Here is a 15,005-nt window from a genome sequence, read left to right as displayed (position 1 = left end):
AACGGAGGAACCGCAATGTCACAAGATCCATTCTTGGAACGAGAAGCAGAGAAATATGAGTCACCGATCCCTAGCCGGGAATTCATTTTGGCTCATCTCGCCAAGCGCGAAACACCCGCCAGCCGTGAAGAGCTGGCCAATGAACTTAATTTATCTGGTGAAGAACAGCTAGAGGCGCTGCGTCGCCGCCTGCGCGCAATGGAGCGTGATGGGCAATTGGTCTTCACCCGCCGTCAGTGCTATGCCTTACCTGAGCGCCTGGACTTATTGCGCGGGACAGTGATTGGCCACCGTGATGGTTTCGGCTTTTTACGGGTTGAAGGCAGTAAAGACGATCTGTATCTCTCCGCAGAGCAGATGAAAACTGCGATTCATGGTGATGTGGTCTTGGCCCAGCCGGTTGGCGCTGATCGCAAAGGCCGCCGTGAAGCCCGTATCGTGCGCGTATTAGTCCCGAAAACCAGCCAGATTGTCGGCCGTTACTTTACGGATGCCGGTACCGGTTTTGTGGTGCCGGATGACGGCCGCTTGAGTTTTGATATTCTGATCCCGCCTGATGCTATCTGCGGTGCGCGGATGGGCTATATGGTGGTGGTCGAGCTGACCCAGCGCCCGACTCGCCGCTCTAAAGCGGTGGGTAAGATTGTTGAAGTGCTCGGCGAGAATATGGGCACTAGCATGGCGGTAGATATTGCACTGCGTACCCATGAGATCCCGCATACTTGGCCGCCACAAGTTGAAAAGCAAGTTGCGGATCTGAAAGAACAAGTGCCGGAAGAAGCGAAAAAAGGGCGGGTGGATTTACGCAACCTACCTTTGGTCACTATTGATGGTGAAGATGCCCGTGACTTCGATGATGCGGTGTATTGTGAGAAAAAACGCGGTGGTGGCTGGCGCTTGTGGGTGGCGATTGCAGATGTCAGCTATTATGTACGCCCGCGCACTGCGCTGGATGATGAAGCTCGCAGCCGTGGTAACTCGGTTTACTTCCCGTCGCAAGTTGTGCCGATGTTGCCGGAAGTGCTGTCAAACGGCCTTTGCTCCCTGAATCCGCAGGTAGACCGCCTGTGCATGGTGTGTGAGATGACTATCTCCGCACAGGGTAAGTTATCGTCGTATAAGTTCTATGAAGCAGTGATGAGCTCCCATGCGCGTCTGACCTACACCAAAGTGTGGCGGATTATTGATGGTGAAGAGTCGCTGCGTGAACAATATAAGCCGCTGGTGCCGCATCTGTTAGAGCTGCACACCATGTACAAGGCGCTGGATCAAGCCCGTGCCGAACGCGGTGGTATTGCGTTTGAAACTGAAGAAGCCAAGTTTATCTTCAATGCCGAACGGCGCATTGAGCGGATTGAATCGACGGTGCGTAATGACGCGCATAAGTTGATTGAAGAGTGCATGATTCTGGCGAACATTGCTGCGGCGCGTTTTGTCGAAAAACACAACGAGCCGGCGCTGTTCCGGGTGCATGACCGTCCAAGTGATGACCATATCTCCGCACTGCGTAGCGTGCTGGGTGAGCTGGGCCTGACTCTTGGTGGCGGTTTAAAACCAGAGCCAAAAGATTATGCGGTGCTGATGGATGAAGTGGCGGATCGTCCGGATCATGAAATGCTGCAAACCATGTTGCTGCGTTCGATGAAACAGGCGATTTACGATCCGGAAAACCGCGGTCACTTTGGTTTGGCGTTAGCGTCTTATGGGCATTTCACCTCGCCAATTCGCCGTTATCCTGATTTGGCTATGCATCGGGCTATCAAGTACCAGCTCGCCAAAGAGCAGGGTAATGTGAAAGAGCGCTGGACACCCACCGGCGGCTGGCACAGTGAGTACGAAGACATGCTGCAATTGGGCGAACACTGCTCAATGACCGAACGCCGCGCTGATGAAGCTACCCGTAATGTGGCGGATTGGCTGAAGTGTGATTTTATGCAGGATCAGGTCGGTAAAGTCTTCACCGGGATCATTGCCAGTGTCACCGGCTTTGGTTTCTTCGTGCGCCTCGATGACTTGTTTATTGATGGTCTGGTGCATGTTTCCAGCCTGGATAATGATTACTATCGCTACGACAACATCGGCCAGCGCTTGATCGGCGAGTCTTCCGGTATGACCTATCGGCTGGGCGACACCGTAGAAATTCGCGTTGAAGCGGTACATATGGATGAGCGCAAAATTGACTTTGCACTGGTCTCCAGTACCCGTAAACCGCGCGGCGAAGGCAAAACGGCGCGTGATAAAGCCAAAAAAGCTGATGGTCAGCGCACTCTGCGCGATACCTCCACGGGGCGTGGTGGACGCGGTGCTTCATCTGGAGCACCGCGCCGTGATAATGCACCGGCAGGAAGTGGGCAGAAACGCCCGCGTCGCGCTAAAAAACCGGCAAACTTTGAACCGGATAGTGCTTTCCGTCCGGTAGATGCCGCCGCTACGTTAGATGAAAAAGCATTGGCCGAGAAAAAAGCCAAAGCGAAAGCGAAAAGAGCATCAGCTAAGACTAAGAAAATTGCCGCTGCCACTAAGGCCAAGCGCGCGAAGAAAAAAACCAGCAGCGACCAATAATGGCCTGCTGATTGTCGGGCGGCCCTGGTCGCCCGAATTCATTGATATTTAATCATTTATAAAAGAGCATCATGAGCGAAATTATTTACGGCATTCATTCCGTCAAAGCCTTGTTAGACAATGATCCACAACGCTTTTTGGAAGTTTTTATTCTGAAAGGTCGTGACGATCGTCGCCTACAGCCCTTGATTGCTGAACTGGAAGCTGCCGGTTTAGTGATTCAGGTTGCCAGCCGTCAATGGCTGGATTCACAGGTTGAAGGCGGTGTCCATCAGGGGATTGTGGCGCGAGTCCGTGAAGGGCGTCAGTATCAGGAAAATGACTTGCCAGCATTACTGGAAAGTGTCGAAACGCCTTTCCTGTTGGTGCTGGATGGGGTCACTGATCCCCATAATCTGGGCGCGTGCTTGCGCAGTGCGGATGCGGCGGGTGTCCACGCGGTTATCGTGCCGCGGGATCGCTCAGCGCAACTTAATGCTATTGCTAAGAAAGTCGCCAGTGGTGCTGCCGAAAACGTGCCATTAATTAAAGTGACAAATTTGGCGCGTACGCTGCGAGTGTTACAAGAGCACAATGTCTGGATTGTCGGGACGGCTGGCGAAGCTGACCACACGTTATATCAGAGCAAAATGACCGGCCCGATGGCGCTAGTGATGGGGGCTGAAGGTGAAGGTATGCGCCGCTTGACCCGCGAACACTGCGACGAGCTGATCAGCATCCCGATGGCAGGGAGTGTTTCTTCACTCAATGTGTCGGTGGCAACCGGGGTGTGTTTGTTTGAAGCGGTGCGTCAGCGAGCATTAAAAATTTAATATACCCGTCGCCCTTCAAGATGCAGAGGGGTTGGCTGCCTTCGTTACTCGGCCCGTCCATGGGCCTCGCCTCTGCGAGGCCGCTACAAGCAGCGTTCATACCGGCATTTCAATCAAGCCAGCATTCTCGAATGTTGGCTTTTTGCTTTTCGGATAGAGAGACTTTTCACCACTATCAGTCATATAGAGTAGATTAACCGCTGTTTGTGATAAGGCCGCCAGCAAAAAGCTTGGTCTGCACCATACCTAACTCTGACTTATGAATGACAGCTTTATAATGAGTATGGGAATGGAGGAAGGTATGGAGTGGCAGACTCACTTGGTTTTCAATCAGCCAGAGCCATTGTCGAACAGTAATTTATTTCTGTCTGATATGGCCCTGCGGGAAGCCGTGACACGGCAACAGGCGGGCTGGGATGGAGAAGATCTTTCTCGAATTGGTCTACAACTTGGTTCGCAGGAGTCACTTGAATTAGGGCGGCTGGCAAACGCCAATCCGCCGGAGTTATTGCGTTACGATGCTGCTGGACAGCGCTTGGATCAGGTGCGATTTCATCCGGCCTGGTATGTGTTAATGCAAGAATTGGTCAGCCACCGGGTGCATAATTTGCCGTGGCAAGAAGATGCCCGGAGAGGTTCTTTTGTGGCGCGCGCCGCACGGTTTATCCTACATGCTCAGGTAGAAGCAGGGACGTTATGCCCGATAACCATGACATTTGGCGCGATCCCGCTGCTGCAACAAACACTCCCGTCGTTATTCCAAAGTTGGCTACCGCCACTGCTTTCAGACCGCTATGACTCGCATCAAACTGTCGGTGACCAGAAACGGGGGTTATTGATTGGCATGGGCATGACGGAAAAACAGGGCGGTTCCGACGTGTTAAGTAACACCACCAGAGCCGAGCCACTGGAAGTGCGCGGCCATGGGGAAGCTTATCGATTGGTCGGGCACAAATGGTTTTTCTCGGTGCCACAAAGTGATGCACATCTGGTACTGGCGCAAGCGGAGGGCGGGTTATCTTGCTTCTTCCTGCCGAAAATATTGCCGGACGGCACCTATAACGCCATCCGCCTGGAGCGTTTGAAAGAGAAACTCGGCAACCGCTCTAATGCCAGCAGCGAGGTTGAATTTGATCATGCCACCGCCTGGTTATTGGGGGAGGAGGGTGACGGTATTCGCCAAATTCTAAAAATGGGCGGATATACCCGTTTTGACTGCGCGCTCGGTAGCCATGGCCTGATGAGGCGCGCTTTCTCCGTCGCGTTATATCATGCCTGGCAGCGGCAAGCTTTTGGTAAGGCGCTGGTTGAGCAACCTTTGATGCGGCAAGTCCTAAGCCGCATGGCATTGCGTTTAGAGGGTCATACCGCGCTATTGATGCGCTTAGCCAGCGCATGGGGAAAACCCGGCGAAGTTCACGAGCAGATATTTAGCCGATTGCTGACACCGGCGGCGAAATATCGCGTCTGTGGGCTGGGTAGCGGGTTTGTTGCGGAGGCGATGGAGGTACTCGGCGGGATTGGCTATTGCGAGCAAAGTGAGTTGCCGCGGATTTATCGGGAAATGCCGGTCAACAGTATTTGGGAAGGCTCCGGCAATATTATGTGCCTTGATGTGTTACGGACATTCCGCAAACTCCCCTCTGCGATAGATGTGCTTCAGCAAGAATTTTACCCAGTACGAGGGCAAAATCGGTTATTTGACCGCTCATGGCGGCAATTACAGCAGCGGCTGAAAAATCCTAAGGAAGAACAAGGGCGGGCGATAACCCAGCAACTGTTTGATTTGTGCTGTGCATCGCAATTACTGCGGTTTGCCTCCCCGCCGTTAGCCGATGCCTGGTGCCGCATGACACTCGATCATCGGGATCAATATATATTGCCAGAGGCTGTTTGTGCGCGGTTGTTGAGCCGCGCCACAGGGGTAGCGTGATGATAATGCAGTAATTTACTTATACAACAGGGCATTGGCATACCAAATGCCAGGGTAAATACTGTCGGACATCATGATAATCAAATAATAGGGCGCGCCACGGGCTGTCGCCCTGCGTTTAATTTCAGCTTCAATATCCATCGGGCTGCCAAATACTTGCGCCGAAACTGTTCCCACTTTTTGTAAGTTAAGGCTCTGTGCGCGGGTTATTTCTTGGGCATAGGGCTGAGCCACTGGTGGCGGGACTGGGGTGACGTGAAAAGCACTGCAGGCCGAGAGCACCAGAGTGATCAGTAAGAACACCATTGCGCGTTTTATCTTCATTTTTGCCTCTTTTTCAGCAGGGCAGTCACCGCCAAGCCCATTATTTCTCAAGTGTAACGCTCAAGCTCAAAGATGAGGGAATATCTTGGAAGAAATTAGTTTAAGACTTTATACCCGTCATACTTCAAACTGCATTAAGTTTTTAAGTCTATAAATCTGTTTTTCGTATTGATGCTGTGCTTGATAAATAAAGGATTCTCGCCATGATTGAGATGTCGCTGGAAAATATTAATGGGATTGAGGTCATCCATGCGGCCCCTGCGGGCCAGCGCCAGCAGCCGTTACCGACCATCTTCTTTTACCACGGCTACACCTCGTCAAAAGAGGTTTATTCCTATTTTGCTTATGCTTTTGCCCAAGCGGGTTTTCGTACGGTCATGCCGGATGCGGACATGCATGGCGCGCGTTTTGATGGGAATGAAGCTCAGCGATTCGCTTATTTCTGGGAGATCCTGAAATCGAATATTGATGAGCTGCCCGCGATTAAACAACATTATCAACAGGCGGGTTTAATTGATGGCGAGCGGATTGGTGTCGCGGGCGCATCAATGGGGGGAATGACGACCTTGGGGGCGTTTGCCCGCTATCCGTGGGTCAGTGTCGCCGCCGATTTTATGGGGTCAGGTTATTTTACCTCGCTAGCGCATACTTTGTTTCCACCATTGGAAGGTGGACAAGAGCTGAGCGCGGCAGAATTTGAGCGTCGTCTGGCACCTTTGACAGATTATGACCTTACCCATCAGTTAGCAAAAATTGCTGATCGGCCATTATTGGTTTGGCATGGTGAAGCGGATGACGTGGTACCGGCGGCAGAAAGTGCGCGGTTGGTTCAAGCACTGAAAATCAGTGGGCGCGATAAGCACCTGACCTATCTCACGGAAGCAGGGATTGGGCATAAAATCACCCCCACGGCCTTAGCGGCGGGGGCGCTTTTCTTTAGCAAAAATCTATAAAAACTTCAGTAAAGATCAATGAAAAACCCCCGACAAGCGGGGGGAATGGGGCTGCGGGCAATCTTTTTCTTTCTCTGTATTTCTGGGTGTTTCTCTGGTGTTGTATTTATCTATTGAATCTTAGCGGTAGAGAACGGCATTAACGTGTATGGAACTATTATCACCGGGTTCATGCATAGCAATTATCTGATAAGCGCTGGCACCGCGCTCATCGGCTAATTTGCTGAGTTGTGCTGTGGCATCATCAGGAGAAACCACATTGTGGCCTAGAGACAGTGCGCCGATACTGACGCGCTGTTGCTGCATAGCTTGTTGGGCGGTTATTTCTGTGGCCGCGAAAGTGCTGGTTGATAATACCAAGCCGAGTACGGCTGCGATGGTGAGAGTGTGTTTCATAGGTGACTCCAATATCTTATACCCGTGATATTTCAAGCTACCGGCGCGTTAGTTGCCGTCCTGCCACTCGAATTATGTAGAGTATGTTTATATACTTTGAATAACTTTCAGTTAGCTTCGCCGCTTGTTTTGCGGTGGATGTCAGTAATTTTAGTCGCTTTTGTTAATTTAAAAATACGTGATAATTGATTCACTTTGTCAAAAAAAATGAATAATATTTATTCAGAGTTAATGATTTTATTGAAAGATTTAACGGACTAATGGATTAACATCCATAGGTTCTGTCATGAACAAAAAGTGCGGTTTTAGCACCGTAATGGGTAGAACAAGAATAAATCCCCGGCAGTCCTTGAGTTTCAAACCGCCCGCAAGTATAGTTACGCGTCATTTTTCAGCCGCACACAAACACGTTCCTTGCCTCCATGGGCCGCGGTTGACCCTATCAGGAGGCTGAATAATCCGTAAGGAGCAATAATCGATGCGTCATTACGAAATCGTTTTTATGGTCCATCCTGACCAAAGCGAACAGGTTCCGGGCATGATCGAGCGCTATAGTGCAACAATCACTAATGCTGCTGGTACGATCCACCGTCTGGAAGACTGGGGCCGCCGTCAACTGGCTTATCCGATCAACAAACTGCACAAAGCTCACTACGTTCTGCTGAACGTTGAAGCCCCGCAGGAAGCGATCGATGAGCTGGAAACAAACTTCCGCTTCAACGACGCCGTTATCCGTAGCATGGTTATGCGCGTTAAACACGCGGTAACTGAAGCATCACCAATGGTTAAAGCGAAAGACGAACGCCGTGAGCGTCACGACTTCGCGTCAGAAGCCAATGATGATTCTGAAGCTGGGGATTCTGAAGAGTAATTGCCGTGGTGACCACTAATCGTCTGGTACTCTCTGGCACTGTGTGCAAGACGCCGGTTCGAAAAGTAAGTCCTTCTGGTATTCCGCATTGTCAATTTGTGCTTGAGCACCGATCAACACAGCAGGAAGCCGGATTTAGCCGACAAACATGGTGCAGAATGCCTGTTATTGTCAGCGGACAAAAGTCACAAGCATTAACTCACAGCATAACGGTCGGCAGTCAGTTAACCGTTGAAGGCTTCATTAGCTGCCATCAAGGCCGCAATGGGCTGAACAAATTGGTTCTGCATGCCGAGCAGATTGAATTTATAGATTCTGGAGACTAGCCAAATGGCACGTTATTTCCGTCGTCGCAAGTTCTGCCGTTTTACCGCGGAAGGCGTTGTAGAGATTGATTATAAAGATATCGCTACGCTGAAAAATTATGTCACTGAAAGTGGCAAAATTGTCCCGAGCCGTATTACCGGTACTCGCGCAAAATACCAGCGTCAGCTCGCCCGTTGTATCAAGCGCGCACGCTACCTTTCTTTGTTGCCGTACACTGATCGTCATCAGTAATCGGCCACTGTCCATTAACGACTTTGAGAGGATAAGGTAATGCAAGTTATTCTGCTTGATAAAGTAGCAAACCTGGGCAGCCTGGGTGACCAAGTGAATGTTAAAGCGGGCTACGCTCGTAACTTCTTGGTTCCACAAGGTAAAGCTGTTCCGGCAACTAAGAAAAACGTAGAGTTCTTTGAAGCACGCCGTGCAGAATTGGAAGCCAAATTGGCTGGCGTTCTGGCTGCTGCTGAAGCTCGCGCTGCTAAAATTAACGAACTGGTTAGCGTTACTATCGCTTCTAAATCTGGCGATGAAGGCAAACTGTTCGGCTCTATCGGTACTCGCGACATCGCAGACGCTGTAACTGCAGCTGGCGTTGAAGTGGCCAAGAGCGAAGTTCGTTTGCCGAATGGCGTTCTGCGTACCACTGGTGAGCATGAAGTTCACTTCCAGGTACACAGCGACGTATTCGCTAAACTGAACGTGATCGTGGTTCCAGAAGCATAAGTGATGCTGCTGTAACCTGCTAAAACGCCAGCCTTGTGCTGGCGTTTTGCTTTCTGGCGAAAGGGATATTTAGATAATACGTGGGGTTTCGAACAGAGGTTAGAATGTAGCGCTGGCCGCCACAATATCAAACTGGCATACCTCAGGGGCGACGCCAGAACACGTGTAATAGTTCAAAAACCCACCCTGTTCGTATTTCCAATGCGGTTTATCGCTAATCGATGCCAGCCAGGCTTTGTTTTCATAGAACATATCTATCTGCTTACCTTCAGCATGTAAGTTATAGGTACATTTTTGAAATTTCCCCCGTTTCTCCTCACTGCTGCCCTCGACAATCATCATGGCTTCACTGAAGTCTTTGATAGTACCGAATTGGGGAAGCTCTCCTTGCAAGGTTCCACTCCACTCAGTGTTATCCGCAGCTACCGCGGTATAGACGCCCGCTCCGTGTTTGATTTCATTGATCGCTGGGCAATGCAGTGTGGCCAATGCGCTAAATGGTGCAAAGAATAGGAACAAACAAGGTAATTTATATTTCATAATCACTCCCTTATGAGTATTTTCTGGTGTTATGGATGGAGTGAACCATCCAGAAACAACCTACCTCGGGAGCGGCGGGATAACACTATCAAAGAAAATAAGGGGTTAAACAGAAGAGGTTATGGGCGGCTGGGGTTAACGTTCGCGACGATAACTGCCATCGTTTTGCCGGCTAAATAGCACTTCGGTACTATTGGCGGATTCAATGGCCAGAGCCGCGACCACACCTTCTGCATCCAGCATGATTTTAACTTCTTGCCCGGCTTTGAGGTTACTGAGCGGTTTATCATTCCCTTCAACTTGCGCCATCGCAAAAACTTCATTCACCGGCAAGTTATTATCGCGGAACAGCTGCGCCAGGGTTTTCCCTGACTGAATCTGATAACTCTGCCAGTTCCCCTGTAACGGCGGTGTCTGTGGCGACGCCACCGTTGGAGGTGGCGGAGCATCAAGATGACCTTGTAATTGGGCCTGTAGCGGCACGTCAGTGGATGGCGCACTCACCGGGAAGGTGTTATTGGTGTTATCACGGGAAACCGGCCACAGCAGTGCCAGCAGTAATACCGTGGTCGCAATAATGACCCAGCGGCGGTGAAAGAGAGGCAAAGGCTCCATCCACTCAAAACTGTCCGGCAAATGCCAGATTTTCAGTAACAGTCCTTTAATTCCTTTTCCCTGTTCAGCTGCCGCAACCGTTTCTGGGGACACATTATTTTCAGTCGAGGCGATATCCTCAGCGGGAGAAATGTGTTCAGACGCACTGATTTCTGACATCAGATTTTGATCATCAGCATTTTTAGTCGCCGGCAAGACCCTCTGCCTGATACTCAGCCAAGTGTGCAACAATGGCTGATAAACTCGAGTGTTTTTCCTTCTCCTGGGCGCGATTCTGCCCATGATGACCTCTCTTCAACAACGTAAAACGACATAAATAATAAAATGGCACGATACCTATAGGCCTCTAAGTATAACCCTTCTTGCTTGAAATTGGGTTAAGTGGCTAACTGACTGATGCCAAAAGACAGAATATTATGAAGGGCCAGCTATTATTGTTTCTTTTTCTACGACAAAAGTCATCATTCGCGAAGCAAGATTTTACCGCGCTCCCCTGCTGCTGTTATGCTGGCGGCTTCGACATGATAAGCGACTAAAGGAAAATCCATGACAACCCCTTCTTTTGATAGCGTTGAAGCGCAAGCGAGCTACGGAATTGGTTTACAAATCGGGCAGCAATTGCAAGAGTCCGGGCTGGAAGGTTTACTGCCAGAAGCACTGTTGGCAGGTTTGCGTGACGCGATGGAAGGGAATACACCGACTGTCCCTGTTGATGTGATACATCGCGCGCTGCAAGAAGTGCATGAAAAGGCTGATAAAGTGCGCGTTGAGCGCCAGCAGGCCTTGGTAGAAGAAGGCAAAACATTCCTGGAAGAAAATGCCAAGCGTGATGATGTCACCACCACCGAGTCCGGGTTACAATTCTCCGTATTACAGGCGGGTGATGGCCCAATTCCATCTCGCCAGGACCGTGTACGTGTGCACTATACTGGCCGCCTGGTTGATGGCACGGTATTTGATAGCTCAGTTGAGCGCGGCCAACCTGCAGAGTTCCCAGTCAGTGGTGTCATTCCCGGTTGGATTGAAGCTCTGTCCATGATGCCAGTGGGGTCGAAGTGGAAGCTGTACATCCCGCACAACCTGGCTTACGGCGAGCGTGGTGCGGGTGCGACTATCCCACCATTCAGCGCATTGATGTTTGAAGTGGAACTGCTGGACATTCTGTAATTTTCGCGCGCAGTGACATAAAAAAGGGCGACATCATGTCGCCCTTTTTGCGTTTTAATCCATCAATTCAGGTTATTTCTTCTGTAAATCAACTTGATACACTTCAAAACCAATCTCGTCAGTACCCATTGCTTTCATTGGGTATTGTGCTTTTTGCTTAATAAATTCAGCGGCTTTAGCACTTGGCGAGGTTTCAAAGCGGATATCCAGCGGGTGCTGACTCTCAATATTCGCCAGACGCCAGTTGTTATCTGCTTGCGGGGTGACTTGCCCATGTTTTTTGGTTTCCGCACTGATATAAGCTGACAAAACCGCCCGGTTTTCATCCGGTGAGGCGAAGGCGATATGGCTATCACCGGTACCAGCAAACTTACCGCTATAGGCGCGATAATTGTTGGTCGCAATCAGGAAAGTCGCTTGCGGATCAATAGGTTTCCCGTTGAAAGTCAGATTTTTGATGCGCTCGGCTTTGTCATTAATCAGCACACATTCGCCATCATAGCGAGCGGGTTGGCTGACATCAATTTCATAGTTAACCCCGTCGATAACATCGAAATTATAGGTCCGGAAGCCATCCCAATTAATCAGCGATTGCGGCTTGCTGCTGTTGACATCAATTTGATTAAATTGCGCGGCAGAGCACTCCAGCCATTGTTTGACGTCCGCGCCACTGGCTTTGACCACCACTAAGGTGTTCGGGTAAAGATACAAATCGGCGGCATTGCGGAAGGTCAGCTCGCCTTTTTCCACCTCGACAAAACTGGCAGGGTCATTCTTACGACCACCGGCTTTAAAGGGCGCGGCGGCAGACAGCACCGGTAAATCAGCTAAATCAGGATCGCCCTGAATAAAGTGCTCGGTATAAGCGCGTTGGGCATTATTGACAATTTGTACAGTCGGATCGTCTTGGATCAGTGACAAATAACTGTACATATTATCCGAGGCTTTACCAATCGGCTGGCTGACAAAATCACGGGTGCCTTGGTGATCGGCTGCTAACACTTTGACCAAGTTGGTATTCTCGGCAGCTAATGATTTTTGTGTGGCTTTATCAAAGATAGGGCGGGCTTCGGCCTTAGCTTGAGTCACCTGCCAGGAACCTTGGTCATTATTCAACACAAAATCAACCACACCCAGATGGTCACCCCATTGGCCGGGCATCACTGCTGGGATACCGTTTAATGTTCCCTGCGCGATGTCCGCACCTTTGATAGCGGCAAAATCTTTGCTCGGGAAGACGGCATGGGCATGACCAAACATAATGGCATCAATTCCCGGCACTTGACTGAGGTAGTAAACCGAGTTTTCCGCCATGGTTTTGTAAGGGTCACTGGAGAGGCCAGAGTGGGGGATGGCGACCACTAAATCCGCACCCTGTTGGCGCATTTGCGGCACCCATTTTTTGGCGGTTTCGGTGATGTCATCGACGGTGACTTTGCCGCTGAGGTTGGCTTTATCCCATATCATGACTTGCGGGGGCACAAAACCAATATAGCCGATACGCAGATTATGGCTTTTCCCGTCGCGATCTTTGACCGGAGTGTCGACAATTAAATAGGGCTGAAACAGCGGTTTACCTGTTTTTACATCAATAACGTTGGCATTCACATAGGGGAATTTGGCTCCCGCCAGTGATTTTTTCAGATAATCCAGGCCATAATTAAATTCATGGTTGCCGATGTTGCCCACGGCATAATCCAGAGTGTTCATTGCCTTATAAACAGGGTGAATCTCACCGGCCTTTAGCCCTTTGGCGGCCATATAATCACCCAATGGGCTACCCTGAATCAGGTCGCCATTGTCCACCAGCACACTGTTAGTGGCTTGTTGGCGAGCGGCTTCAATGAGGCTTGCGGTGCGAACCAGACCAAACTTCTCGGTAGGTTTATCTTTGTAGTAATCGAAATCCATCATATTGCTGTGCAGGTCGGTGGTTTCCAGTACGCGCAAATCAACAGTAGCGGCCTGCGCGGTTGAGGTTACGACAGCAATCAGGCTGGCAAGGAGGGATAACGTCAGCGGACGCTTAAACATGGCTTTCTCCATTGTGTCTTTTCCATTAAGAAAACAATTCGACCTGTATCGCAAAAGAATATGTAAATTTAATAGGTCGTCATAGCAAAGTGTGAAGTTTGGCAGAAAATGCTGTCAGATAACGCCGAGATGCTCACAGTTGCAGCAGGTTAATTCCCCTGATTTTATTAAGGATTACCCCGCAAAGGTGGCTATTTGGCTGGAAAATTATTAGTCTGCCAAAGGGATGCTCGGCTTGGTAATGATTAATTTTTATTTTAGCTTTGCGTTCTAAAATGAATATAGAGTGAGTTCTTACTGGAACCCTTATGGATTTAAGCACCACTATCAATATTCGACATGACTCATAATACCAAGGGGTGGATGATGTTAGAGCAAATTTGCCAGTTGGCCCGCGAGGCAGGCGTGGCGATTATGGCGGTCTATCAGGGCGAGAAGCCCCTTGATGTGGCCCAGAAAAAAGATGATTCGCCGGTTACGGCGGCGGATCTCGCCGCTCACCAGATTATCAAAACCGGGTTAGCGGTATTGACCCCCGATATCCCGCTGTTATCAGAAGAAGATCCACCGACTTGGGCGGTGCGGCAGCATTGGCAGCGCTATTGGCTGGTTGACCCTCTGGATGGTACCAAGGAATTCCTGAACCGTAATGGCGAGTTTACCGTCAATATCGCCCTGATTGACCAAGGGGTGCCGGTGTTGGGGGTGGTTTACGCCCCGGTGACGGAGGTGATGTACAGCGCGGAAAACGGCCAAGCGTGGAAAGAAGAGTGTGGTCGGCGTATGCAGATTGAAGTGCGTGATGCCGTGCCACCGCTGGTGGTGGTCAGCCGCTCCCACAGTGATGCTGAACTGGAAGATTATTTGGCACAATTGGGTGAGCATCAGACGGTATCAGTCGGTTCATCACTCAAGTTTTGTCTGGTCGCCGAAGGCAAGGCGCAACTGTACCCTCGCTTTGGGCCAACCAATGTGTGGGATACCGCCGCCGGGCATGCTGTGGCGATGGCTGCCGGAGCGCAGGTGCACGATTGGCAGGGTAAACCGCTGTCTTATACCCCCCGTGAATCTTTCCTGAACCCCGGCTTTCGGGTGTCTTTGTTCTAATTTTATTGTTTCACTAGCTGGTGCAGTTGGTCGATGACCTGCTGCACTTCTGCGGGGGTTAGAGCCCCGTCCTTGAAAAATTTAACATTTCCTTGTTGATCCAGTACCACAATAGCCGAGCCTTTCTCCGCTAACCCCCAAGCCTTTTTGACATTCCCGGTGCTGTCGACCACAAACTGCGACCAAGGGAATTCCCGCTTATTGGTTTCAATACTATTACGCACAAATACCGCGGTGCCGAAGATGGCGTCATCGGTATTGACGATTGTCGTCGTTTGGTAATGTTCGTGTGGCAAATTAGCGTGCTTGATCGCTTCCACTAACGGCGCATTCAGTTCTTTTGCTGATGTGCGGCCCGCAATATGCTGGACAACTCGCACTTTTCCGGGCAATTGCGCGCTATTCCAGTTTTTGTAGCTAAACTGATCAGTAGCCTTATCATAATTTAATTCGCCTTTATCGCTGACACCTACCGGCGGTACTCGCTGGTCAATTTGAATAGTGAGAGCGCTGGCCATGAATGGGGTGAAAAGCAGCGATAATATAAGCAGGCTATTTTTTATCATGGGATGTCCTTTTGGATCTTATGGCTATTATGAGTCATGTCGGTACTTATTCCTGTGAACAGGTAAGTTTCCCAA

The 15,005-nt window shown here is 50.2% G+C and carries 16 protein-coding genes; 10 read left to right on the top strand and 6 right to left on the bottom strand.

Annotated elements, in window-relative coordinates; translation table 11 throughout:
- Positions 1 to 15 precede the first annotated feature (15 nt).
- From rnr to DX162_RS04000, 3 genes are all read left to right on the top strand, one after another.
- Positions 16 to 2,562, top strand: coding sequence for a ribonuclease R (gene rnr / locus DX162_RS04010; RefSeq protein WP_004392481.1), 2,547 nt, complete (start codon positions 16 to 18; stop codon positions 2,560 to 2,562).
- A 71-nt stretch (positions 2,563 to 2,633) separates the two neighbouring features.
- Complete coding sequence (gene rlmB / locus DX162_RS04005) at positions 2,634 to 3,374, top strand: 23S rRNA (guanosine(2251)-2'-O)-methyltransferase RlmB (RefSeq protein ID WP_004392482.1); 741 nt, start codon at positions 2,634 to 2,636, stop codon at positions 3,372 to 3,374.
- A gap of 289 nt (positions 3,375 to 3,663) precedes the next feature.
- Complete coding sequence (locus DX162_RS04000; RefSeq protein ID WP_032820826.1) at positions 3,664 to 5,307, top strand: isovaleryl-CoA dehydrogenase; 1,644 nt, start codon at positions 3,664 to 3,666, stop codon at positions 5,305 to 5,307.
- Between the two features lie 15 nt (positions 5,308 to 5,322).
- Here DX162_RS04000 and bsmA read toward each other — a convergent pair whose 3' ends face one another.
- Complete coding sequence (gene bsmA / locus DX162_RS03995; RefSeq protein ID WP_032820827.1) at positions 5,323 to 5,631, bottom strand: biofilm peroxide resistance protein BsmA; 309 nt, start codon at positions 5,629 to 5,631, stop codon at positions 5,323 to 5,325.
- 203 nt (positions 5,632 to 5,834) lie between these two features.
- Here bsmA and yjfP point away from each other — a divergent pair, with 203 nt between their 5' ends.
- Complete coding sequence (gene yjfP, locus DX162_RS03990; protein WP_004392486.1) at positions 5,835 to 6,584, top strand: esterase; 750 nt, start codon at positions 5,835 to 5,837, stop codon at positions 6,582 to 6,584.
- A gap of 120 nt (positions 6,585 to 6,704) precedes the next feature.
- On the opposite strand, the gene DX162_RS03985 is transcribed toward yjfP, so the two are convergent.
- Positions 6,705 to 6,980 (bottom strand): YdgH/BhsA/McbA family protein, encoded by a 276-nt coding sequence (locus tag DX162_RS03985; protein ID WP_004392487.1) that lies wholly within the window; start codon positions 6,978 to 6,980, stop codon positions 6,705 to 6,707.
- Between the two features lie 478 nt (positions 6,981 to 7,458).
- Between DX162_RS03985 and rpsF the strand changes: the two genes are divergently transcribed.
- The 4 genes from rpsF to rplI are packed head-to-tail and all read left to right on the top strand — an operon-like array spanning position 7,459 to position 8,901.
- Positions 7,459 to 7,851 carry a 30S ribosomal protein S6 gene (gene rpsF, locus DX162_RS03975; protein WP_002210153.1) on the top strand — a complete coding sequence of 131 codons (393 nt, stop codon included), beginning with the start codon at positions 7,459 to 7,461 and terminating at the stop codon, positions 7,849 to 7,851.
- Positions 7,852 to 7,856: 5 nt separating this feature from the next.
- Entirely contained in the window at positions 7,857 to 8,177 is a 321-nt protein-coding gene (gene priB, locus DX162_RS03970; protein WP_049613473.1) for a primosomal replication protein N, read from the top strand.
- 4 nt (positions 8,178 to 8,181) lie between these two features.
- Entirely contained in the window at positions 8,182 to 8,409 is a 228-nt protein-coding gene (rpsR, locus tag DX162_RS03965) for a 30S ribosomal protein S18 (protein WP_004392491.1), read from the top strand.
- Positions 8,410 to 8,448: 39 nt separating this feature from the next.
- Positions 8,449 to 8,901, top strand: coding sequence for a 50S ribosomal protein L9 (rplI, locus tag DX162_RS03960; protein WP_004392492.1), 453 nt, complete (start codon positions 8,449 to 8,451; stop codon positions 8,899 to 8,901).
- Between the two features lie 99 nt (positions 8,902 to 9,000).
- Here rplI and DX162_RS03955 read toward each other — a convergent pair whose 3' ends face one another.
- Entirely contained in the window at positions 9,001 to 9,441 is a 441-nt protein-coding gene (locus DX162_RS03955; protein WP_004392493.1) for a DUF3757 domain-containing protein, read from the bottom strand.
- Positions 9,442 to 9,576: 135 nt separating this feature from the next.
- The gene (locus DX162_RS03950; RefSeq protein ID WP_032820829.1) at positions 9,577 to 10,338 is read right to left on the bottom strand and encodes an OapA family protein; all 762 of its coding nucleotides are present in this window, start codon (positions 10,336 to 10,338) and stop codon (positions 9,577 to 9,579) included.
- 264 nt (positions 10,339 to 10,602) lie between these two features.
- Here DX162_RS03950 and DX162_RS03945 point away from each other — a divergent pair, with 264 nt between their 5' ends.
- Positions 10,603 to 11,223, top strand: a complete 621-nt coding sequence (locus tag DX162_RS03945; RefSeq protein WP_004392495.1) for a BamJ family beta-barrel-assembly machinery protein — start codon at positions 10,603 to 10,605, stop codon at positions 11,221 to 11,223.
- A gap of 72 nt (positions 11,224 to 11,295) precedes the next feature.
- Here the strand turns inward: DX162_RS03945 and DX162_RS03940 are convergent, their stop codons facing one another.
- Positions 11,296 to 13,269: a bifunctional 2',3'-cyclic-nucleotide 2'-phosphodiesterase/3'-nucleotidase gene (locus DX162_RS03940; RefSeq protein ID WP_004392496.1), complete on the bottom strand. Its 1,974-nt coding sequence runs from the start codon at positions 13,267 to 13,269 to the stop codon at positions 11,296 to 11,298.
- 354 nt (positions 13,270 to 13,623) lie between these two features.
- On the opposite strand from DX162_RS03940, the gene cysQ reads away from it, so the two are divergent.
- Positions 13,624 to 14,364, top strand: a complete 741-nt coding sequence (cysQ, locus tag DX162_RS03935; protein ID WP_032820830.1) for a 3'(2'),5'-bisphosphate nucleotidase CysQ — start codon at positions 13,624 to 13,626, stop codon at positions 14,362 to 14,364.
- Between the two features lie 2 nt (positions 14,365 to 14,366).
- Here the strand turns inward: cysQ and DX162_RS03930 are convergent, their stop codons facing one another.
- The gene (locus tag DX162_RS03930; RefSeq protein WP_032820831.1) at positions 14,367 to 14,930 is read right to left on the bottom strand and encodes a YtfJ family protein; all 564 of its coding nucleotides are present in this window, start codon (positions 14,928 to 14,930) and stop codon (positions 14,367 to 14,369) included.
- Between the last annotated feature and the right edge of the window lie 75 nt (positions 14,931 to 15,005).

The sequence above is a fragment of the Yersinia kristensenii genome (assembly GCF_900460525.1).
Taxonomy (GTDB): Bacteria; Pseudomonadota; Gammaproteobacteria; order Enterobacterales; family Enterobacteriaceae; genus Yersinia; species Yersinia kristensenii.
Note: the sequence above shows the minus strand (reverse complement) of the source record. Positions and strands in the feature narration are given on the sequence as shown.

Bases quoted from the DNA above. Each gene is read 5' to 3' on its own strand.
- DX162_RS04000 (WP_032820826.1), top strand. From the start codon at position 3,664: ATGGAGGAAGGTATGGAGTGGCAGACTCACTTGGTTTTCAATCAGCCA.
- DX162_RS03950 (WP_032820829.1), bottom strand. From the start codon at position 10,338: ATGGGCAGAATCGCGCCCAGGAGAAGGAAAAACACTCGAGTTTATCAG.
- DX162_RS03940 (WP_004392496.1), bottom strand. From the start codon at position 13,269: ATGGAGAAAGCCATGTTTAAGCGTCCGCTGACGTTATCCCTCCTTGCC.
- rlmB (WP_004392482.1), top strand. From the start codon at position 2,634: ATGAGCGAAATTATTTACGGCATTCATTCCGTCAAAGCCTTGTTAGAC.
- DX162_RS03930 (WP_032820831.1), bottom strand. From the start codon at position 14,930: ATGATAAAAAATAGCCTGCTTATATTATCGCTGCTTTTCACCCCATTC.
- rpsF (WP_002210153.1), top strand. From the start codon at position 7,459: ATGCGTCATTACGAAATCGTTTTTATGGTCCATCCTGACCAAAGCGAA.
- DX162_RS03945 (WP_004392495.1), top strand. From the start codon at position 10,603: ATGACAACCCCTTCTTTTGATAGCGTTGAAGCGCAAGCGAGCTACGGA.
- rnr (WP_004392481.1), top strand. From the start codon at position 16: ATGTCACAAGATCCATTCTTGGAACGAGAAGCAGAGAAATATGAGTCA.
- DX162_RS03955 (WP_004392493.1), bottom strand. From the start codon at position 9,441: ATGAAATATAAATTACCTTGTTTGTTCCTATTCTTTGCACCATTTAGC.
- DX162_RS03985 (WP_004392487.1), bottom strand. From the start codon at position 6,980: ATGAAACACACTCTCACCATCGCAGCCGTACTCGGCTTGGTATTATCA.
- cysQ (WP_032820830.1), top strand. From the start codon at position 13,624: ATGTTAGAGCAAATTTGCCAGTTGGCCCGCGAGGCAGGCGTGGCGATT.
- yjfP (WP_004392486.1), top strand. From the start codon at position 5,835: ATGATTGAGATGTCGCTGGAAAATATTAATGGGATTGAGGTCATCCAT.
- rpsR (WP_004392491.1), top strand. From the start codon at position 8,182: ATGGCACGTTATTTCCGTCGTCGCAAGTTCTGCCGTTTTACCGCGGAA.
- bsmA (WP_032820827.1), bottom strand. From the start codon at position 5,631: ATGAAGATAAAACGCGCAATGGTGTTCTTACTGATCACTCTGGTGCTC.
- rplI (WP_004392492.1), top strand. From the start codon at position 8,449: ATGCAAGTTATTCTGCTTGATAAAGTAGCAAACCTGGGCAGCCTGGGT.